Here is a 20,403-nt window from a genome sequence, read left to right as displayed (position 1 = left end):
GACGCGTTCCCCGGGATTGGGGGTTGGTTACCGCCTGCCCCGCCCGCGGCGGGGTGGGCTTTATTTTTTTGGGGGTGGTGCGGGTTGGGGGGGGTTAGAACCGCCCGGAACGCTCACGACCTTTTTCCCAGCGATACGTGCGCTCCACCTTGGCCACGTGCACCTCGAAATCCTCGTACCAGTGCTCGCGCCCGTACTCGCGGGTCGGCGCGTGCTCGAGGTGGTTCCGCCACCCGGCGATCGACTCCTCGTCCTTCCAGTACGAGACCGTGATGCCCAGCTCGGGGCTGGTGCGCGCGGAGTCCCAGCCGAGGAAACCCGGCTGTTGCGCGGCCAGTTCGCCCATGCGCGCCGCGGCCTCGGCGTAGCCGTTGTCGCCCTCGGTGCGTCGCGACGTGAAGATCACCGCGTAGTACGGCGGTTCCGCCTTGATATGCATAGGCGATGTATATGTTCGGCCTGGCCGGTGGGCAACCGGATTTACGGGAGCGCGTAGGTCGACAGGTGGCGGGCGACGTCGGAGCGTGATCGCGCGCCGAGCTTGCGCAGTACCTTCGCGACGTGCTGCTCGACCGTGCGTGGTGACAGGAACAGCCCGTCGGCGATCTCGCGGTTGGTCCGGCCGTCGGCCAGCATTCGCGCGACTTCGCGCTCGCGCGGGGAAAGCTCGCGGCCATAGCCGCGGCGGCCGCGTTGCGAAGGCGCCCAAGCTCCGTTCTCCCTGAGCTGGTGACGGCAGCGCCCGGCGTCGCGGGTCGCGCCGAGGCGTTCGTAAGACTCGGCCGCGCAGGCGAGTTCCTCGATCGCGGACCGGTCGCCCGTCGCGAGCCTGGACAGTGCCGCGCGTTCCTGGGCACCCGTCGCCGGGTAGGGCATCGGTAGTTCCGCGTAGCGTTCCCGCGCTTGCTCGAAACCGACCGTCGCCGCCTGATGCTTGCCGCGTGCGGCAAGCAAAGCCGCACGTCCGGCCAGCAAGGCGGCCTCGGCGGCCGGTGCGTCGCGGCCCTCGATGCCGCGTGCGAACTCCTCGACGACGCCGTCGGCTTCGTCCCAACGACCGTCCTGCGCGTAGGCCTCGGCGGCCGCGGGCACCAGGTCGGCCGCCCAGACCCAGACACCCTTGCGCCTCGCGACGGTCATGCCTTCCTCGGCGACGGTGACGGCGCCCGCCAGGTCACCGGTGGCCAGCTTGACGCGCACGAGCACGCCGGCCGCCGAGAGCACGACAGGGATCGCGCCGTGCTCCGGCGCCAGCACGCTGGTTTCGGCCAGGTGCCGGTGCGCGGCCGCGAACTCGCCGCGTACCGCGGCCAGCGCGCCGAGTACCAGCGAGGTCTCCTGCACGATCGGGCCGAGGTCGGAATACTTGTCCCGCAACGCTTCCGCCTTCTCGGCGAGCCCGTCCCAGCGCCCGGTGACCCAGTCGAGCCGGACCCTGGTGCCCCGCACGAGCCCGGCCGCGTACAGCGCGCCTGCGTCGATGGCGCGCCGCGTGCCCTCGGTGACCAGGCGATCCGCGCGGCCGAGATGCCCGAGCCAGGACTGGCCGTCGGCGAGGTTGCACCACAGCCGCGCGAGCTGGACGCGTTCGGCGACGCTGCTCGTTTCCTCCGGCAGCGCTTCGAACTCCGCCCATGCGGTGCCGTCGCCCGTGTGCGCCCGGCTGGCGATGCGGTCGACTGTCAGCGCGAGCCGGAGCTCGGGGTCGGTGAGCTGGTCGAAGACGTCCTCGACGCGGCGTGACCAGCGTTGGTGCCAGGCCAGCGAGGTGAGCCCGTCGATGGGCTGGGCCAGCAGGTTGATGCCGCGCGCGGCGAGTTCGGGCCGGTCGACCAGTTCGCCGATGGCCTTCTCGACCTCGACGCGGCCACGGCCGAGCTGCCCGACCGTGCGGACCAGCAGGCTGCCGAGACTGAGCCGGATCGTCCCGCGCGTGGCCGGGTCGTGCGGCGGATCCTCGAGTACGTGTTCGAGCGTGGCGATCACGTCACGCCGGAACCCGCGCAGTGCGATCTGGCTGAGCTTCGTGGCGAGCCGCGCGACGTCGGCTTCGGCCAGTTTCCCGGCCGCCAGCAGGGATTGCAGCACGTCGATGGCCAGCGAGGTGTCGCCGCGCGCGGTCGCCTGGTCGGCGGCGGCCTCGGCGTAGTGCTGCCATTGGTCGAGCCGTCCGGCGGATCTGGCGTGCCTGGCCAGCTGAAGCACCGGCGGCACCGGCAGACCGGCCAGCGCGGACAGCGCCTCACCGTGCAGCATCGTGCGCTCGGGTCCGCTGATGGTGTCGTAGACGGCTTTGCGGGCGAGCGGATGCCGGAAGCCGTATCGGTCTTCGTCGACCTCGCCGAGCACGCCGCCGTCCATCGCGACCAGCAGCGCGGAGCGTAGGTCGTCGCCGGTCAGCCCGGCGAGCCTGCCGATCACCTTCGCCTCGATCGGCACCCCCAGCACAGCCGCAGCCCTGGCCAGCTTGACCGCGGGCGCGGACAGCGTATCGAGACGTTCGGTCATGGCTTCGCGCAGCAGCACCGGGACTTCGAGGCTTTCCAGCAGCCGGTCGGTCAGCGTCTCGCCGAGTGGCTGTGAACCGGCCGACTCCTTGAGCGCGCGCAGGGTTTCCTCCGCCACGAACGGGATTCCCGCGGTGCTCTCGTGCAGCTTGGCCGCGAACTCGTCGGAAACCCTTGGCAGGTCGAGTATCCCGGTGGCGAGCCGTCGCACGGCCGACACGTCGAGCGGGCCGAGTGTGACACGGGCGTGCTCGGCCGACCGGAACGACGAGCCGAACGGGCCGCGGTACGCGACCACGACGGCCAGTTCCGGCGGCATCATCGAGACGATGAAGCGCAGCAGGTCACGCGTGTCCTCATCGGCCCAGTGCAGGTCGTCGAGCAGCAGCAGCGCAGGCCCGCACGCCCCGAGCAGTTCTCGTATGGCGCGAAATCGCAGGTGCCGCTCGGCGGCCGGGTCGGTCAGCGGTTCCGGTTGCGGTGGAAGGATTTCCGCGAGTTCCGGCAACAGCGGCCGCAGTACGCCGGCGACCGGGCTGAGCGGTCCGAGCGGGTCCTTCAGCGACCGCAGCGCTTCGAGGATCGGGCCGTAGGGGAATGGGTCGCGCAGTGGCTGGCAGGTGCCGGTGAGCACGCGGACGCCGTCGAGCTCGGGGCGGCCTGCCAGTTCAGTCAGCAGCCGGGTCTTGCCCATGCCCGCTTCGCCTTCGATGAGCACGACGGCAGGGCGCTCGGCGACCACCTCGACGATGGTGCCGAGTTCTTTCTCCCTCCCGACGAGCTTCGGCGAGCGGGTTCGCACCGACACCGAAGTCGGGCGCTGGCTGGCCATCCACACCATGGCGCTCCTCGACGGCTGAGCACGTCGTCCTCTTTGCCCGGAGCTTAAGCAGTAGCTAACCGGGAGTAAACCGACCGGTAGTTCCGCGTGACCACCGGCTGGTCACACTTCTGCGGGCTGGAACTCGTCGGCGACCGATGGTTTGTTCGGGAAAAAATCACGAAGCGTACGAAACTTCGGCTCTTCCCACGTTTGGGCGTCGATTCGCTCGATCAGGTAGACCACTACGTGGCGGAAAGTAGTTGACCGAAACCCTACTTAAGGACCTACGGGCGCCAGGGCCAAGTCGGGCTTAGGCAGTGGTCGTACCCCAAAAAGATTGCGTATACCTATCTCTTCGCCACCGGATTGCGTCCCTGATGCCCCTGCCGCAAGGTCACCCATTGGGTGTGACCAACCGGAGTCGCACCGTGATCGGTAGTCGAGGGAGAACCATGAAGAAGGTGCTCGGAGCAGCAGCGGCCGCCGCACTGGCGGTCAGCGCGATCGCCGCGTCGCCCGCCGCCGCGTTCACCCCGTTGAACCCGGACATGATGCCCGCGATGCAGCAGGACCTCGGACTCACCTACGACCAGGCGGTCGCCGCGCTGGCGACGGAGAACGCCGCGTCCGCGCTCTCGGAGTCGCTCACGGCCGCGCTCGGCGACACCTTCGCCGGCTCGTACTACGACGCCGCGACCAAGCGGCTGCACGTCGACGTCACCGACGCCGGGAAGCTGGACCAGGTCAAGGCGGCAGGCGCGGACGCCGGGGTGGCCCGGTTCAGCGCGACCCAGCTCAATTCGACGGTCGACAAGCTGAACTCGGCGGAGGGCACCGCGCCGAAGTCGGTCACGACCTGGGGTGTCGACTCGAAGACGAACCGCGTCACGGTGACCGTCGAGCCGGGCAAGGCGGGCGACGTGGACTCCTACCTGGCCAGGACCGGTGTCGACAAGGCCGCGGTGACCGTGGTCGAGTCGGCCGACCGGCCGTCGCTGCAGTACGACGTCCGCGGTGGTGACGCGTACTACATCGCCAACAAGGCACGCTGCTCGATCGGCTTCTCGGTTACCGGCGGCTTCGTCTCGGCCGGGCACTGCGCGGCCATCGGCAGCTCGCTCACCGGCTACAACCAGGTCGCGATGGGCTCGTTCACCCGCTACAGCTTCCCGACGAACGACTACTCGCTGGCTCGCACGAACTCGAACTGGACCCCGCGCGGCGTGATCAACAACGGCACCCGGGTGGCGGGTTCGACCGAGGCCGCGACCGGCACGTCGGCCTGCAAGAGCGGTTCGACCACCGGCTGGACCTGCGGCACCATCGGCGCGAAGAACCAGACGGTCCGCTACGCCGAGGGCACGGTCTACGGCATGACCGCGACCAACATCCGGTCAGCGGGCGGTGACTCCGGCGGCTCGATCATCGCGGGCAACCAGGGCCAGGGCCTGCTCTCCGGTGGCAACTCGACCACGATGTACTTCTTCCCGCTGAACAAGGCGCTCTCCGCGCTGGGCGCGACGCTGATCCGCGGCTAGTCCGAAAACGACAAAGGGCGGGTTGAGTGCCTCCAGAGCACTCAATCCGCCCTTTGCCTGTTACCGCGGGAGTTAGTTAGACATTGGTGATCTCGTCGATCAGGGTGTCGACATCGAAGTACTCGTCCTCGGCGCCGAGCGGCACCAGTTCGTAGGACGCGGCGAGGAAGCGCTCGATGTCGGCGCGCTCCAGCTCGAACGACGCATAGCCGTCCGGTGACTCGATTTCCAGGATGATGAGCTCCTCGTCCTGGACGAGGTCGGGGCGGATGCGGACATCGCCCAGTCCGGCGGGCTCGACCAGGCCGTCGACCAGCAGGTCGCGAGCGAAGGTCCACTCGACCCAGCGGCCACGCTCGGTGCGGAAGGCGACGGTGACCGCGAACGGCTCATCGGCGTGGTACGACAAGCGCGAAAGGACCGGCGTGGTGCTCTCGTTCAGCAACACGAACTGGCTCTGGTGAACTGCGTCGGTCTGCACGGCCACTCCTCGATGAATCCCTCGCTCGCTTGTCTGCGAACTTGTTCGTCGGTCGAGGGTGAGATGTGCGGGCCTGACGTTCGTGACGACAAAACATTCACGTTCACGCTATCGGTGGAAGCAGTCCAAAATGGTGTAACGCGGCCCACAAACCTCTTGTGGCCACAGTGGACGGTCAGCGCTGTTGATCAAGCGGCAGCGTAAGGCCCACTTTCACCCGTTCCATGGCAACGCTGGTGGTGAAGTGTCGTACCTCTCCGTTGTTGAAGAACATACGGTGCGTGAATGCTTCGAACTCCGACATGTCCCGGCACGTGACGACGAGCACGAAATCCGCGGAGCCGGTCACGTAGTAACACTGCTGGACGTGTTCCTCGGCCTGCACCTGTTTGCGGAAGGCGTCGAGCACTTCGAGTCGTTCACGTTCCATTTCGACCATCACGATGAACGTCATCGGCATGCCGAGCGCGGCCGGATCGAGCACGGCGACCTCTCGCTCGATGACACCTGCTTCGCGCAGCCGCTTGATCCGGCGCTGCACAGCCGCCGCGGAGAGCCCGACCTTCGCGCCGATCGTCTCGGCGATGGTGCGGGCGTCGCTCTGCAGCAGGCTCAGGATGGCGTGGTCGAGGCGGTCGAGATCCGGGTGCACCCGCTCAGGTTATCCGCCCGGCGTTCAACCGTTCGGGTTTTAACGGGTGCTCAGTGGTGCACTATCCGGACGCGGGTTGACGGCCGTGGATCATGAAAGGTATTCACGCTCCATGCGTATTCGGCGACCCTTCGTGATCATGGCCGTGCTCGGGCTGGCCACCGGCGGGCTGCCGCCGCTCGCCGAAGCCGCCGAGCCGGTGTGTCCCTGGGTCGGTTCGGAAGCGCCGATCCCGCAGCGTGTCGACCAAGTGCTCGCCGCGATGACCCCGGCCGAGAAGCTGAGCATGGTGCACGGTTCGGCAGGGCCGTTCGATCTCGTCGGTCCCGTTTACGCCGGACTCGTGAAGCCGATCCCGCGGCTGTGCGTACCCCAGCTCGGCCTCTCCGATGGTTCGGCCGGGATCGGCAACGGCCAGACCGGCGTCACGCAGCTGCCGTCACCGACGGCGATGGCGGCGGGCTGGAACCGGTCGCTCGCCGCCGCGTACGGCGACGTGCTCGGCGCGGAGGTGCGCGGCAAGGGCGCCAACGTCGCACTCGCGCCCGCGATCGACATCGCACGCGACCCGCGTTCCGGCCGCTCGTATGAGACCTTCGGCGAGGACCCGGAACTGACCGGGGAACTGGCCGTGGCGCAGATCCGCGCGATCCAGCAGCACGGGGTCATCGCGCAAGCCAAGCATCTCGCGGCGTACAGCCAGGAAACGCTGCGGAACACCCTTTTGGGCAACGTGACCGTCGACGAACGGACGTTGCAGGAGATCTACCTGCCCGCGTTCGAGCGCGCGGTGCGTGATGGCGGCGTCGGCTCGGTGATGTGCGGGTACAACTACCTCAACGGCGTGCATGCCTGTAACAACACGTATCTGCTTTCCCAAGTCCTCAAAGGACAGTTCGGCTTCGACGGTTTCGTGACGTCGGACTGGTACGGCATGACCGCGAGCGTCGCCGCCGCCAACGCGGGCCTGGACCTGCAGATGCCGGACGGCTGCTACTTCGGCAAGCGCCTCGGCGCCGGTCCGCGCCTTGACGACATGGTCCGCCGCATCCTCGGTCAGATGTTCCGCCTCGGCCTCTTCGACCGCGGGAGCAGCGGCTCGCCGGGGGCGGTGGTCACCTCCCCTCGTCACGCCGCCATCGCCCGCGACGTCGCCGAGCAAGGCACCGTGTTGCTGAAGAACGCCGACGACATTTTGCCGCTGCGCCGCTCGGATTCGGTCGCGGTGATCGGCTCCGCGGCGGGCGCGGGCGTGCTCGGCTCAGGCGGCGGCAGCGCCCACGTCGTCGCGCAAGCCATCGAGACCCCGCACGACGGTATCGCGGCCACCGCTCACGGCAAGGTCTCCTTCGACGACGGCACCGACCCCGCCCGAGCCGCCCGCGTCGCCGCCGCCTCGGACGTGGCCGTGGTCTTCGCCGCCAAGTGGTCGACGGAGTCCAAAGACACCACGGACATCTCGCTCGCGGACAACGGGTTGATCGGCCAGGTCGCCGCGGCCAACTCGAACACCGTCGTCGTGCTGAACACCGGCGGCCCGGTCACCATGCCCTGGCTCGCTCACGTCAAAGGCGTCTTCGCCGCCTGGTACCCCGGCCAGGATTACGGCGAGGCGCTGGCTTCACTGCTGTACGGCGACGTGAACCCGTCCGGCAAACTCCCGCTCACCTTCCCGGCCTCCCTGGACCAGGTCCCCGCCCGCGCGTTCCCGGACGGCCGCTTCACCGAAGGCCTCGCGGTCGGCTACCGCTGGTACGACCAGCAAGGCTTGAACCCGTTGTTCCCCTTCGGTTTCGGCCTCTCCTACACGCGGTTCTCGCTGTCGTCCTTGCGTATTTCCGGCGACGTTGTGGAGGCTTCGGTGACCAACACGGGTTCGCGTCCCGGCGCCGAGGTCGTCCAGCTCTACGTCACCCACCCGGCCTCGGACGCCGAACCACCCCGCCGGCTGAAAGGCTTCGAGAAGGTCTTCCTGGCCCCCGGCGAAACGCAACGGGTCCGGTTTTCGTTGACCCCGCGCGACCTCTCGCACTGGGATTCGGCCGCGCACCAATGGATCCGCACGGCGGGCGACTACCCGATCTCGGTCGGCACGTCCTCGCGCGACCTACCCCTGACCGGCGTCGTCTCGGTACCCCGCGCTGTCACCAGCGCTCCGACTCCGCCCCCGCCACCCGGCGCCCCTTCCGGCGGCGATTCGGTCGGCGACGCACTGGCCAACGTCCTGACCTGCCCGAACGCCGCGGGCTTCAGCGCATTGCTCGGTGCGGTCTCGTTGGTCGGCCTGCCGCGGACCCTGCAAGCGGTGGTCCCACCCGTGAACCCGCTCCCCACCCTGTTCCCAAACTGACCCGCGCCCCTTAACCACCTAATCCCAGCCCCCGCCACTCCCAGGGGCCGGCCCCACGTCCAGCCTATCGGCACCCCCTCGGGGACCCCGCGATCAAGATCAACTTCGGGTGGGTTGTCCACGCCCGGCGACCCCTGTGGGTAACTCGACCTAGTTGATCTTGGGGCACCAAAGTTGTCGGGGGTCGGCGGTAGCGTTGATTCGGGGGCTGCTCAGCGGGGCTCAGGGGCGCCCCGACCGGGCTTGGACGACGTGAACGCCACTTTCACAACGATGAACGTTGCGAAAGTGGCGTTCACGTTGATCGGGGAGTGAGCCAGGCCTAGAGGTCCAGGGCCTAGAGCGTTCCGAAGCGTCGGTCGATCCGAGCCGAAGCCTCGGCCGCGATCGTCGCCGCGGCCGCACGCGGTGTCACCCCGCCCATCTCGGCCCGATCGAGTGTCGAGGTCACCAGCTTCCCCATGGCGTCGCTGATCTTCGCGAAGGCGGCGTCCGCGTCGGCTTCGACGTCGCCGAAGAGCGTCCACCACCACCAGGCGTTGGTCGCCGAGTTCGCCACGACGTCCGGCAGGATCAGCACGCCGCGTTCGGTCAGCGGGAGTTCCGCGTCGGCGGTCACCGGCATGTTCGCGGCCTCCACGATCAGCCGCGCGCGGACCGAGGCCTGGTTCTCCGCGGTGATCGTGTACGAAACGGCCGCGGGCACGAGCACTTCGGCGTCGATGTCGAGCCATTGGCGCAGCGGCAGCTGCTGATCGGAGCGGCGCAGCTCGGCGCGGTCGATCTCGCCGTAGGAATTCCTTGTCAGCAACAGGTTTTCCACATCCAGGCCGTCCGGGTTGTGGATGACCCCGACCGCGTCGGCGATACCGACCACCGAAAGGCCGGCGCGGGCCAGGTAGCGCGCGGTGGCGCCACCCATCGAGCCGAAGCCTTGGATGAACACGCGGGTTCCGGCTCGAGGCAACCCCAGCCGGTCGACCCCGGTCAACGCCGCTTCGGCCACGCCATAGCCGCCGACCAGTTCGTCGAGGCCGATGCCGTCGACGGAGATCGCGAAGGCGTCCGAAAGTCGTTTCCTGGCCTTGGTTTCGTCGTCCAGCAGCGGGTAGACGGCCGGGATCGACGAGTCCATGCCGAGTTCGGCGAGCACCTCGTCGATGGTGTCCTGACGCAGGCCGAGGTCCTCGCCCATGGTCCAGAACCGCTCGATGTAAGGCCGCATCGCCTGCAGATACCGCCGCAGCACATCGACGGCGCGCGGGTCTTGCGGGTCGAAATCAATACCGCCTTTTGCTCCGCCCAGCGGAACATATCGTCCGTTCGGGTCGTAATTCAAAGCTTCTTTGGCGGACATTCCGGCGGCGAGCCCGCGAACCTCGTCGAGTGTGCATCCGGCGCGCATACGCAGGCCACCACTCGCGACGCCGCGGACGAGTCGGTCGATCACCAGGTAGCCGCGGCTTCCGGTCTCGCGGTCATGCCAGCTGATCTGCAGATAAGGCTCGTCGCCCACGGTGCTCCTGTCCGGGTTGCGCAAATAGACGATTCAGTCAATAGCCGGGCGCGGGCCCGCCTGTCAAGCATCCTGACAACGCTTGTCCGTGCCTTGACAAGCACTGTGTGCGGCGTCACGGTAAGCGCTCTCACCGGGCGAGCGGGGGTACACCAGTGGTGGACATTGTGGACGGTCTGGGCGGCGGGTTCGAGGAGCAGCGTTCGCGGTTGAGGAAGTCCTTGCACCGCAAGGATGTCGTCTTCTTCCTGCTGTGCACACTGGTCGGCCTCGACACCATCGGGAGCGTCGCGGCGCAGGGTCCGCAGGGGCTGACCTGGATGGTCATCCTCGCGGTGCTGTTCTTTCTCCCGTATGGCCTGCTGGTCGCCGAACTCGGCACCGCGTTCCCGGTCGAAGGCGGGCCGTACATCTGGACGAAACTGGCGTTCGGCAAGACCGTCGCGGGTATCAACCAGGTCCTTTACTGGCTCACCAACCCGATCTGGATGGGTGGCAGCCTCACCATCATCGCGGTGGCGACTACCGAGAAATTCTTCATTCCACTGGGCACCGCCGGTAAGTACATCGCGGGCGTCATCTTCATCTGGTTCGGTGTGCTCTGCGTGGCCGCTTCACTCAAAGTCGGCAAATGGGTTCCGACAGCCGGAGCACTCGCCCGAATCGTGCTACTCGGCTTCTTCACCGTTTCAGTTGTCGTCTACGCGATCAAAAACGGCGTGCAGCCGCTGACGGCTTCCAGTTTCGCGCCGACTTACGCCGGATTCCTCGCGCTCGTGCCGTTCGTGATCTACAACTACGTCGGCTTCGAACTCCCCAGCACCGCCACCGACGAGATGACCGATCCGCAGCGGACGGTCCCGTTCGCCATCCTCCGCTCCGGCATCGGCGCCTTCCTGCTCTACGGCGGCCCGATCCTCGGCATCCTGCTGGTCGTGCCCGCCGACCGGATCAAGAGCCTCGGCGGCTTCATCGACGCGTGCAAGAGCGTGCTCACCGTCTACGGCGGCTCGATCGCGGAAGACGGCACGGTGACACTGACCGGCGCGGGCACCGTGTTCGGCATGATCTGCGCGGCCGGGCTCATCGTCGGCGTGCTGACCAGCGGCGTCGGCTGGGCCATCGGTGCGCACCGGGCGCAGGCCGTCGCCTGCGCGGACGGCGCGGGCCCGCGCTTCTTCGGCGAGATCTCCGCCAAGCACGGCACCCCGATCCGGATCAACGTCCTCTCCGGCGTGCTCGCCACCCTGGTCATGGTCGCCGCGCTCGCGATCACCGGCGGCGACGCCGAGAAGTACTTCAGCGCCGGCCTCGCGTTGACGATCTCGACGACCTTCATCTCCTACGTCGTGACGTTCCCCTCACTGCTCGTGCTGCGCCGCAAGCAACCGGACGTGGCGCGTCCGTTCCGCGTCGGTGGCGGCACCTGGGGTGTCGCGATCGTCACGCTGGTGCCGACGGCGTTCGTCGCGTTCACCGTCGCGACGCTGATCTGGCCGGGCATCGGAGTCGGCTGGTTCGGCACCTCGGGCAGCCCCGATGACTCGCTGCCGTCTTCGTTCGCCGGCCAGCGCTGGCCCTATTTCTGGAGCCAGCTGATCCCATTGGCACTGGTCATCGGCATCGGTGTGGTGTTCCAGCTGATCGGCCGCCGCGGCCGGGTGCGGGATGGGCTACCCGAAATGGTGTAGCCACCCCCACCGCGCGCTCCGCCGGACCAGTGAACAATCGGCGGCATGATCCAACGAACAGGGCGAGCGCTCCTCTACTCGCTGCAGAGCATCGTCGTGGGCTCCGTGTGCATGTTCGCGGTGCCCGCGCTCATGCTGGCCGGAGTGCTCACGCTGTTCACCGCGGGCGCGTTAGTCATGCCGCAGGTGCTGTGGTTGCTGGGCAAGCTCACCGACTACGAGCGCCACCGCGCCGGCAAACTGCTCGACCTGGTGATCCCGGGCCACGGGCCGCGGGCGAAGCGGCTCGGCCCGCTGCTCGCCGAACCCGGCACCCGCCGTGACCTGCGTTGGGTGCCGGTCGAGATGTTCGTCGGCACGATTCTCGGCATCGTGGGGTTGACGTGCGTCCTGCTGCCGTTCGCGGCGTTGGCCACGACCTTCTTCTGGTGGGCTTACCCCGCGGACCAACCGGCGTCCATGCTGGTGGACGTGCCGATCCGCAGCTGGGGCACGGCGCTCGCCACCGGTGTGCCGACGATCGCGATCGGGCTGCTGGCGGCGTGGCGCGGAGCGCCGGGGCTCGCCAGGGTTTCCGCGAGGCTCAGCACCAGGCTGCTCGCGCCGTCGGACAAGGATCAGCTGGTCGAGACCCTGCGCGAGAGCCGGGCGGGCGCGGTCGACGCGCACGGCGCCGAGCTGCGGCGCATCGAGCGTGACTTGCACGACGGCACGCAGGCGCGGCTCGTCTCGCTCGCGATGAAAGTCGCGATGGCTGAGCGTGAGAAGGACCCAGCCAAGGTCTCAGAGCTGCTCGCCAGCGCACGCGAGGGCGCCGAGGACGCGATGACCGAGCTGCGCGGCGTGCTGCGCACCATGTACCCGCCGATCCTCGCCGACCGCGGCCTCGACGGCGCGCTCGCCGCGGTCGCCGCGCGCTGCCCGGTGCCGGTGGAACTCACCGTCGGCGAGCTGGGGAACGTCGCCGCACCGGTCGAGTCAGCCGTTTACTTCGTGATCACCGAGGCGCTCACCAACGTCGCCAAGCACAGTGGGGCGACCGGCGCGCACGTCACCGTCACCAGGGACGTGGACGTGCTGCTCGCCGAGGTCGTCGACGACGGTAGCGGCGGTGTCGACGAGGAGCGCGGCACCGGCGTTGGCGGCATGCGGCGCAGGCTCGCCGCGCTGGATGGCTTGCTCAAGGTGGACAGTCCCGCCGGGGGACCGACCCGTATTTCACTGGAGGTCCCGTGCGGGTCGTGATGGTCGAGGACAACGTGCTGCTCGCCGAGGGCATGCGGCACCTGCTGCAGAGCGCGGGGCACGAGCTCCTCGCGCGGGTGGAGGACGCGGACTCGTTCGTCGCGGCCGTGGTCGAGCACCGGCCCGATGTGTCCATTGTGGATGTCCGGCTGCCGCCGACGTTCTCGGACGAGGGCATCCACGCGGCGCTGCGTGCCAGGCGCGAGGTCGCGGGCACGCCGGTGCTGGTGCTCTCGCAGTACGTCGAAGAAACCTATGCCGGTGAGCTGCTTTCCGACGGCCACGGCGGCGTCGGCTACCTGCTGAAGGACCGGGTCGCGCGGATCGAGGAGTTCCTCGAAGCGCTCGAACGGGTGGCGGGCGGCGGCACCGCGATGGACCCCGAGGTGATCGCCCAGCTCCTCACCCGTAAGCATGATCCGCTCGCCGCGCTGACCGCTCGCGAGCGCGAGGTGCTGCATCTGATGGCGCAGGGTTTCGCGAACGGGGAGATCGCCACGAAACTCGTCGTCACCGAGCGGGCCGTGCAGAAACACGTCGGGAACATCTTCTCGAAGCTGGATCTCCCAGCCAGTGAGAGCGGTCACCGGCGCGTGCTCGCCGTACTCGCCTACCTGGAGTGACCGCATAACGTGAGCGTTGCTCGCAATGTGACCTGGAACACAACTGACGGGTCTACCGAAGGGTAGGACCTACAAGGGAGAGGTCGGGGTCTCAGGTCGGTCGGGAGGAAATTCCAGGTGCCCACGCAAGAAGCGCGCGGTACGGCGGTAATCAGTGGTCTCGGTTCCTGGCTGCCTTCACGTGTCGTCGACAATCACGAGTTGTCCCAACGACTTGATACCTCGGACGAGTGGATCCGCACTCGCACGGGTATCGCGCAACGTCATGTCGTCGCACCCGGCGAGTCCACAGTGGACTTGGCGGTCGAGGCGGGTAAGCGGGCGCTGGCGTCCGCGGGAGTTGACAGAGTCGACCTCGTACTACTCGCGACGGCGACCCCGGATCAGCAATGCCCTGGCAGCGCGCCACAGGTCGCCGCGCGCCTCGGCATGAACGGCGTCGGCGCGCTCGACGTCAACGCGGTGTGCAGCGGCTTCGTCTACGCGCTAGCCACCGGCGCCGGGCTGATCTCGGCAGGCGTCGCCTCGTCCGTGCTGGTGATCGGCGCCGACACCTTCACCACCATGATCGACCCCGAGGACCGCGGCACCGTGCCGATCTTCGGCGACGGCGCAGGCGCGGTCGTGCTGCGCTCCGGCTCCGCCGACGAGCCTGGCGCGCTCGGCCCGTTCGACCTGCACAGCGACGGCGAACTCGCCGACCTGCTCTGGATCACCGCAGGCGGCTCCAAGAAGCGCCAGTCCGACGACCCGAGCGAGTTCTTCCTGACCATGCAAGGCCAAGCGGTCTTCCGCCACGCCTGCGCCCGCATGGCCGAGTCGTCGCGCGCCGTGCTGGAACGTGCCGGCCTCACCGTGTCCGATGTAGACAGATTCGTCGGCCACCAGGCGAACATCCGCATCCTCCAGGGCTGCGCCAAGCAACTCGGCCTGGCCGCCGACGCGGTCGTCGCCAACATCGAGCACACCGGCAACACCAGCGCGGCTTCGATCCCGCTCGCACTCGCCGACGCCGTCCGCGACGGCGAGCTCATCCCCGGCCACCGCGTACTCCTCAGCGCCTTCGGCGCGGGCCTGACCTGGGGATCCACGGTCTTCACCTGGCCTGCCGTCACCCCCGGCTGACCGGAAAAAAATCCCAATGTGGCATTCGTCAGTTTTCAGCTGACGAATGCCACATTGGCGTGCTCAGAGCTGACGAAAGCCGCATTGGGATTTTTTTTCCTAGGCCGTGGTCCAGGTGGGGGTCGGGACTTGGCGGCCCCGGAGTTCCAGGTCGCCGTCCGGAGTCCACAGGGCGCGCTCGGTCGAGGTGCACGCCTTGAGCACCACTTCGCTGGCCAGGATGCGGCCGGGGACCGTTTTGGCGTGCTCGGTCAGGCGGGCAGCTTCGTTGACCGCGTCGCCGATGACCGTGTATTCGAGGCGGCTGCTCGTGCCCAGCTGGCCCGCGAAGACCGGGCCCGAGGCGACGCCGACGCCGAGGTCCAGCTCGCCCCAGTCGCGGACCGCGTCCCGGATGGCGCGGGCGGCGGCCAGTGCCGAGGTCGCCGGGTCGGCCAAGCGGGTCGGCGCGCCGAAGATGCACAGTGCGGCGTCGCCCGCGAACTTGTTCAGCAGGCCGCCGCGGGCGTTGACCTCGTCGAAGACGCTCGTGAACAGCCGGTTCAGCTTGGTGACCAGCTCCTCCGGCGGTGTCCGGTAGGCCAGCGCGGTCGAGTCGACGACGTCGACGAACAGCGCCACCACCTCGCGCACGTCGCCGGACAGTGAGGCGCCGAACTCCAAAGCGTGCCGTGCGACGTCCGCGCCGACGTGGCGGCCGAAGAGGTCGCGCATGCGGTCCTGCTCGCGCAGACCGGCGACGAGGTCGTTGACCGAGGTCTGGAGCATGCCGATCTCGGACGAGTCGTCGACCGGCACCGAGACGTCCGTGCTGCCGCGTGCGACCTGGTTCAGCGCGATGCGCAGCCGGTGCAGCGGCGCCGCGACCGCGCGGGCGAGCAGCGCGGTGCCGAGCGCGCCGACCACCAGGCCGATCACCGACAGCATGATCAGCGACGCCGTGTGGTTGCCCTCGCCGATCAGCTCCGGCGGTGAACTCACCAGTAGCACGCCGAGCAGCGGCACGCCACTGGCCAGCGCCCAGGTCAGCACCAGCCTGGTGAGCACGGTCACCGGCAGAGAGTCCTTGGGTGGCAACACCTTCAGCGCGATCGTCATCACCGGCCGCGCGACCCATTCGGCGGCCAGGTAGGTCAGCCCGACCGTGGTCAGCCCGCCCAGGAGAATCGTCAACGCCACCGCGAACGTCTCTTCGCCGGCGCCGAGCACGTACGAGAGCGTGCCGAGCACGATCGTGCCGATCAGCCAGAGCGTGCCGCTGACGATCGCCATGTCGACCGGCAGCCGCAGCGCGCGCCGCGCCTCGTCCTCGGTCGGCGGCCTGCCGAGCACGAACCAGATCGCGGTCCGGCGCTGCAGCCAGGCCGTCCACAGTGAACCGACGACCAGCGACACCGCGACCAGCCCGGCCGCGGTCGCGCCGAGCACCCATGACCGGTCACCGAGCGAGCTCGGTGACCCTTCGAAGAACAGCAGCAGCGCGACGACGCCGGATCCGCACACACTGGACCCCAGCCCCAGCGCGGCGAAGCCGAGGCTGGTGCGGAGTACGAGCCGGAACCTCCCGAGATGAGCGGGTTTGCGCACGCCGTGATCGTATTGCCTAGTAGCGATACCGCAGCAGATGCGCGAAGTTCCGGAACGCCGGGACGCGCGTCGCGATCTTGAACTGCAGCCGGACCTTCGGGCTGAACCGCCTCACCAGCTCGGGTTCGGCGAAGTGGCTCACGTCCCACGAGGTCCGCAGGTCGAGGCCGAGTTTCTCCAGCTCGCGCGGGTCTTCGAGACCCCAGCGCAGCGTCGCGCCCGCCCGCCGGACGACCGGGTTGAGCTTCTGCAGCTTGACCGCGAGCGTGCTCATGACGTCGAACACCATTTCGCCACGCGGGAACCGGTCGACGAGCCGCTGCAGTAGCGCCTCACCGTCGGCAGGGTCGAGATACATCAGCAAACCTTCGGCGACGACCAGCGTCGGCCGGTCCGCCGGGATCTCGTCCAGCCAGGCCGGGTCGGTGACCGACGACGCGATGGTCTGGTAGCCGGGACGCGAGGGGTAGATCCGCTCGCGCAGCGCGATGACGTCCGGGAAGTCGACGTCGAACCAGTGCACCGTCGGCGCCGGGTCGATCCGGAACACCCGGCTGTCCATGCCCGCGCCGAGGTGCAGCACGGTAGCCTCGGGGTTCGTCGCCAGGAATTCCCTGGTCCAGTCGTCGAACGGCTTCGCGCGCATCGCGACCGACAGCGCCTCGTCGCGGCCCATCTTGAACTTGCCGAAGTCGTAGTCGATCTTGCTGATCGCCTCACGCGCGGTCGGATCGCCGAGGAACGGTTCGGGCAGTTCGCTGTCGACCGCGCGCCCGTACAACGTGGCGAGGTTGGTCGACTGGTCTTCGGTGAAGTGAACCTTTTCCATCGCGAGCCCCCACAAGATTTCAGAAGTTTCACGTTCTTCTGAAAAGAGTACGCCTCTAGGAGTCGGTGGCGGCGAAATCGTGCATCGAGAGCTTCGCCTCAACCAGATGGCGCAGCGTGGCCTCGCGAGCCGCGGCCGCGTCCGACCGCGTGATCGCCTCGAGGATCTCCCGGTGCTCGCAGACGGCCTTGCGAATCTGGCCGGGCAACCGCAGCGCGGCGCGCCGCTCCTCGCCGACCAGCGAGAGCACCGAGCGCAGCAGATCGGCGACGTCGTCGTCGCCCGCGTTGACCGCGATCACCCGGTGGAACTCGGCGTCGGTGGCGATGACGCGCAGCATGTCGCCGTCGGCCGCGGCCTGTTCCATCTCCGCGACGTTGGCTTCGAGCTTCGCCACCACGCGAGGGGAGTGGTGCTCGGCGAGCCGTTCCGCGAGCGTCGGTTCGACGGTCGTGCGCAGGTCGAAGAGCTTTTCGACGAGTTGCTCGTGCTCGGCGAACCAGGTGCGCAAAGGTTTGCGCTCGGCCTCGCGGACGTACGTGCCCGAGCCCGCCCGGATCTGCACGTAGCCGATCGAGTCGAGCACGCGCAGCGCCTGCCGCAGCGAGCCGCGGCTGATGCCCAGCTGGTCGCACAGCGCACGTTCGGCAGGCAGGCGCGACCCCGGCGGCAGCTCGCCGGAGTCGATCAGCGCGCGCAGCCGGTCGACGGTCGCGCTCCATACCTGTTCGGTCACGCGCGAAATCTTGCCAGGTGTTACTTTCCGAGGCATGCGGCCGAGCCTCGACCCGATCGCCAGGAGCGCGTTGGGCAAGGCGACACGGCGCCTCGTGCCCCTGATGGCCGTCTGCTACTTCTTCGCCTACCTCGACCGGACCAACCTCAGCGTCGCCGCGCTGACCATGAACGCCGAGCTCGGGCTCTCCGCGCGGGTCTACGGATTCGGCGCCGGCCTGCTGTTCGTCGGCTATGTGCTGCTCGACGCGCCGAGCAATCTGATCATGCATCGGGTCGGCGCGAGCCGGTGGATGGCCAGGATCATGATCGTCTGGGGCCTGGTCGCCGCCGCCTGCGCGCTGATACAGGGCGAGACCAGCTTCTACGTGCTGCGGTTCCTGCTCGGTGTCGCCGAAGCCGGGTTCTTCCCCGGGATGATCCTGTACCTGACGTATTGGTTCCCCGCTTCGCGCCGCGGCACGGTCACCGGCTTGTTCATGGTCGCGGTGCCGCTGTCGACCGCGCTGGGCGCGCCGCTCGGCGGGCTGCTGCTCAAGCTGGACGGCATCTGGGGCCTCAGCGGCTGGCGCTGGCTGTTCCTCACCGAAGGCCTGCCGTCGGTGCTGCTCGGCCTGCTGCTGTTCTGGCTGCTGCCGGACCGGCCGGCGCACGCGACCTGGCTCACCAACGAAGAGCGCTCGTGGCTCAAGGAGGAGCTGGCCGCCGAGAACGCTTCGATCGAGCCGATGCCGGTGCGGCGCGCGCTGCTGCACCCTCGGGTGCTCGGGCTCGGGATGGTGTACTTCGCGATCGTCTTCGGCTTGTACGGCTTGGGTTTCTGGATGCCGACCATCCTCAAGGCCAACCTCGGTATCGAGGACAACTTCGACGTCACGCTCCTCACCGCCGTGCCGTACGCGATCGGCGCGATCGCGATGGTCTGGTGGGGCCGCCACGGCGACCGCGACGGCCGGACCGTGCGCTACACCGTGTTCCCGATGGTCGTCGGCGGTATCGCGCTGACCGGCTCCGCGTTCCTCACGCCGTGGCTCGGCTACGTCGGGCTGTGCCTGTGCGCGATCGGCGTCATGGCGGCGTTCCCGTCGTTCTGGAAGCTGCTGCCCGCGTTCCTCTCCGGCGCCGCCGTCGCCGGCGGGATCGGCGTGGTCAACTCGGTCGGCAACCTGTCCGGCTTCCTCGGGCCGTACTGGGTCGGCTGGATGACGGACCTGTTCGGGTCGAGCAAATGGGGCCTGGTGACCATCGGCCTCGTCATGATCGCCGGCGCGCTGCTGGCCACCGTGCTGGGTGAAACGTCGCGTCCGAAAGCCGCCAGCACGCCCGCGCGCTGATCACGAGTATTGCGGCATGAACGTTGTGCCGATTGAAGAATCCGTCGCCAAGGAAGTCCGCGCGACGCTGCTCGCCCCCGATTACGGGCACCCCGCGTGGAACGACGAAGTGCCGGGCACCGCGCCCTGTCGCCTGTGCCTCACGATGATCAAAGACCGCATGATCCTGTTCACCTACGACGCTTTTCGCGGACAGGAGGACATCCCGCTGCCCGGACCGATCTTCGTGCACGAGGGCGAGTGCGCGCCCTACGCGGCGCATGAGACGTTCCCGCCCGAATTCCGAGGCCAGTCCCTGGTACTCGACGCCTACCGCGCCGGGCGCGAGCTCGTGGCCGAGACGCGGGTCGAGGGGGTGGACGCCGACGCGGCACTCGCCGAGCTCTTGGCGGACGCCGACTATGTCCACGTCCGCAGTGCCAAGGCGGGGTGCTATCTCTTCACGGTGATGTCTGACTAGACACACTCGCTAAGCGTTAAGGGATCATCCCACCTAGCCTGCGAGACATGACGTGGTGGCACGCGGTGATCATCGGAGTCGCCGGCATCTGGGCGGGCACCATCAACACGGTCGTGGGCTCCGGCACCCTGGTGACCTTCCCGGTGCTGGTCGCGCTCGGGTACCCGCCGCTGACCGCGACGACGTCCAACGCGATCGGTCTCGCGCCAGGCACGATCAGCGGCGCGATCGGGTACCGCCAGGAACTCGCAGGCTATTGGCCCGAAGTGATCCGAATGTCCGTCGCGTCGTTTTTCGGCGCGATCGGCGGCACGATTCTGCTGCTTTCCCTGCCCAAGGACGCCTTCGAGACGGTGGTCCCGATACTGGTCGGGCTGGCCGTCGTGCTGGTGATCGTGCAGCCGAAGGTGTCGAAGTGGATCACGCGGCGCCGGGAGGCGAACGGCGGCGAGCACAAGATCGGGCCGTTGCTGCTGTTCTTCATCTTCCTGATCGGCATCTACGGCGGGTACTTCACCGCCGCGCAGGGTGTGATGCTCGTCGCCGTGATGGGGATGCTGCTTTCGGAGTCCTTGCAGCGCCTGAACGGCGTCAAGAACGTCCTGTCGGCCGTGGTGAACACCATCGCCGGGCTGATCTACGCCTTCGTCGCGCCGATCAGCTGGCCGGTCGTCGCGATCCTCGCGGTCAGCTCGGCCATCGGCGGCCAGCTGGGCGCGAAGATCGGCCGCAAGCTCTCGCCGACCGTGCTGCGCGGCGTGATCGTCGTGGTCGGCCTCGCCGCCATGGTCCAGCTCATCCTGAAATAGGTCGTGGGGGGTGGGGGGGGGGGTTAAAGCCCGCCACCCCCCCGAGCCCCAAAACAAAGTTAAACAGCGCGCCCCCCCGGGGGAAGTGAGGATGAGGA

18 protein-coding genes are annotated in these 20,403 nt (G+C 68.3%); 9 read left to right on the top strand and 9 right to left on the bottom strand.

Annotated elements, in window-relative coordinates:
* Positions 1 to 94 precede the first annotated feature (94 nt).
* The 3 genes from ACFV15_RS40840 to ACFV15_RS40830 all read right to left on the bottom strand — a co-directional run bounded on the left by ACFV15_RS40840 (position 95) and on the right by ACFV15_RS40830 (position 3,573).
* Positions 95 to 439, bottom strand: a complete 345-nt coding sequence (locus ACFV15_RS40840; protein WP_378357895.1) for an antibiotic biosynthesis monooxygenase family protein — start codon at positions 437 to 439, stop codon at positions 95 to 97.
* 41 nt (positions 440 to 480) lie between these two features.
* On the bottom strand, positions 481 to 3,348 hold the full coding sequence (locus ACFV15_RS40835; protein ID WP_378357893.1) for an ATP-binding protein: 2,868 nt from the start codon (positions 3,346 to 3,348) through the stop codon (positions 481 to 483).
* Between the two features lie 102 nt (positions 3,349 to 3,450).
* The gene (locus tag ACFV15_RS40830) at positions 3,451 to 3,573 is read right to left on the bottom strand and encodes a hypothetical protein (RefSeq protein WP_378357891.1); all 123 of its coding nucleotides are present in this window, start codon (positions 3,571 to 3,573) and stop codon (positions 3,451 to 3,453) included.
* Positions 3,574 to 3,782: 209 nt separating this feature from the next.
* Between ACFV15_RS40830 and ACFV15_RS40825 the strand changes: the two genes are divergently transcribed.
* A complete protein-coding gene (locus tag ACFV15_RS40825) occupies positions 3,783 to 4,868 on the top strand; it encodes a S1 family peptidase (RefSeq protein WP_378357889.1) in 1,086 nt (361 codons plus the stop codon).
* A gap of 76 nt (positions 4,869 to 4,944) precedes the next feature.
* On the opposite strand, the gene ACFV15_RS40820 is transcribed toward ACFV15_RS40825, so the two are convergent.
* Both ACFV15_RS40820 and ACFV15_RS40815 read right to left on the bottom strand, forming a co-directional pair.
* On the bottom strand, positions 4,945 to 5,349 hold the full coding sequence (locus ACFV15_RS40820; RefSeq protein ID WP_378357887.1) for an SsgA family sporulation/cell division regulator: 405 nt from the start codon (positions 5,347 to 5,349) through the stop codon (positions 4,945 to 4,947).
* 175 nt (positions 5,350 to 5,524) lie between these two features.
* Positions 5,525 to 6,001 carry an Lrp/AsnC family transcriptional regulator gene (locus ACFV15_RS40815; RefSeq protein WP_378357885.1) on the bottom strand — a complete coding sequence of 159 codons (477 nt, stop codon included), beginning with the start codon at positions 5,999 to 6,001 and terminating at the stop codon, positions 5,525 to 5,527.
* Positions 6,002 to 6,113: 112 nt separating this feature from the next.
* On the opposite strand from ACFV15_RS40815, the gene ACFV15_RS40810 reads away from it, so the two are divergent.
* A complete protein-coding gene (locus ACFV15_RS40810; protein WP_378357883.1) occupies positions 6,114 to 8,351 on the top strand; it encodes a glycoside hydrolase family 3 C-terminal domain-containing protein in 2,238 nt (745 codons plus the stop codon).
* Positions 8,352 to 8,688: 337 nt separating this feature from the next.
* On the opposite strand, the gene ACFV15_RS40805 is transcribed toward ACFV15_RS40810, so the two are convergent.
* Positions 8,689 to 9,867, bottom strand: coding sequence for a Glu/Leu/Phe/Val dehydrogenase dimerization domain-containing protein (locus ACFV15_RS40805; protein WP_378357881.1), 1,179 nt, complete (start codon positions 9,865 to 9,867; stop codon positions 8,689 to 8,691).
* Positions 9,868 to 10,022: 155 nt separating this feature from the next.
* Here ACFV15_RS40805 and ACFV15_RS40800 point away from each other — a divergent pair, with 155 nt between their 5' ends.
* From ACFV15_RS40800 to ACFV15_RS40785, 4 genes are all read left to right on the top strand, one after another.
* A complete protein-coding gene (locus ACFV15_RS40800; protein WP_378357879.1) occupies positions 10,023 to 11,558 on the top strand; it encodes an APC family permease in 1,536 nt (511 codons plus the stop codon).
* Between the two features lie 45 nt (positions 11,559 to 11,603).
* Positions 11,604 to 12,803: a sensor histidine kinase gene (locus ACFV15_RS40795; RefSeq protein ID WP_378357877.1), complete on the top strand. Its 1,200-nt coding sequence runs from the start codon at positions 11,604 to 11,606 to the stop codon at positions 12,801 to 12,803.
* On the top strand, positions 12,791 to 13,426 hold the full coding sequence (locus tag ACFV15_RS40790) for a LuxR C-terminal-related transcriptional regulator (RefSeq protein WP_378357875.1): 636 nt from the start codon (positions 12,791 to 12,793) through the stop codon (positions 13,424 to 13,426). Before ACFV15_RS40795 ends, ACFV15_RS40790 begins: the two co-directional genes overlap by 13 nt.
* Before the next feature lie 117 nt (positions 13,427 to 13,543).
* Positions 13,544 to 14,551 carry a beta-ketoacyl-ACP synthase III gene (locus ACFV15_RS40785; RefSeq protein ID WP_378357873.1) on the top strand — a complete coding sequence of 336 codons (1,008 nt, stop codon included), beginning with the start codon at positions 13,544 to 13,546 and terminating at the stop codon, positions 14,549 to 14,551.
* 99 nt (positions 14,552 to 14,650) lie between these two features.
* Here the strand turns inward: ACFV15_RS40785 and ACFV15_RS40780 are convergent, their stop codons facing one another.
* The 3 genes from ACFV15_RS40780 to ACFV15_RS40770 are packed head-to-tail and all read right to left on the bottom strand — an operon-like array spanning position 14,651 to position 17,703.
* Positions 14,651 to 16,138 carry an adenylate/guanylate cyclase domain-containing protein gene (locus ACFV15_RS40780; RefSeq protein ID WP_378357871.1) on the bottom strand — a complete coding sequence of 496 codons (1,488 nt, stop codon included), beginning with the start codon at positions 16,136 to 16,138 and terminating at the stop codon, positions 14,651 to 14,653.
* Positions 16,139 to 16,154: 16 nt separating this feature from the next.
* Positions 16,155 to 16,967, bottom strand: a complete 813-nt coding sequence (locus tag ACFV15_RS40775; protein WP_378357869.1) for a class I SAM-dependent methyltransferase — start codon at positions 16,965 to 16,967, stop codon at positions 16,155 to 16,157.
* Positions 16,968 to 17,022: 55 nt separating this feature from the next.
* Positions 17,023 to 17,703 carry a FadR/GntR family transcriptional regulator gene (locus ACFV15_RS40770; RefSeq protein ID WP_370946147.1) on the bottom strand — a complete coding sequence of 227 codons (681 nt, stop codon included), beginning with the start codon at positions 17,701 to 17,703 and terminating at the stop codon, positions 17,023 to 17,025.
* A gap of 34 nt (positions 17,704 to 17,737) precedes the next feature.
* On the opposite strand from ACFV15_RS40770, the gene ACFV15_RS40765 reads away from it, so the two are divergent.
* From ACFV15_RS40765 to ACFV15_RS40755, 3 genes are read left to right on the top strand one after another with little or no spacing between them, the layout of a single operon-like run.
* Complete coding sequence (locus ACFV15_RS40765; protein ID WP_378357867.1) at positions 17,738 to 19,036, top strand: MFS transporter; 1,299 nt, start codon at positions 17,738 to 17,740, stop codon at positions 19,034 to 19,036.
* A gap of 16 nt (positions 19,037 to 19,052) precedes the next feature.
* Entirely contained in the window at positions 19,053 to 19,496 is a 444-nt protein-coding gene (locus ACFV15_RS40760) for a DUF1203 domain-containing protein (protein WP_378357865.1), read from the top strand.
* Between the two features lie 47 nt (positions 19,497 to 19,543).
* Positions 19,544 to 20,305, top strand: a complete 762-nt coding sequence (locus tag ACFV15_RS40755) for a sulfite exporter TauE/SafE family protein (protein ID WP_378357863.1) — start codon at positions 19,544 to 19,546, stop codon at positions 20,303 to 20,305.
* The last annotated feature ends 98 nt before the right edge of the window (positions 20,306 to 20,403 follow it).

This window comes from Amycolatopsis sp. NPDC059657, from assembly GCF_042734395.1.
GTDB lineage: Bacteria > Actinomycetota > Actinomycetes > Mycobacteriales > Pseudonocardiaceae > Amycolatopsis.
The sequence above is the reverse complement of the archived record's forward strand: the minus strand, read 5'-3'. Positions and strand labels throughout refer to the sequence as shown.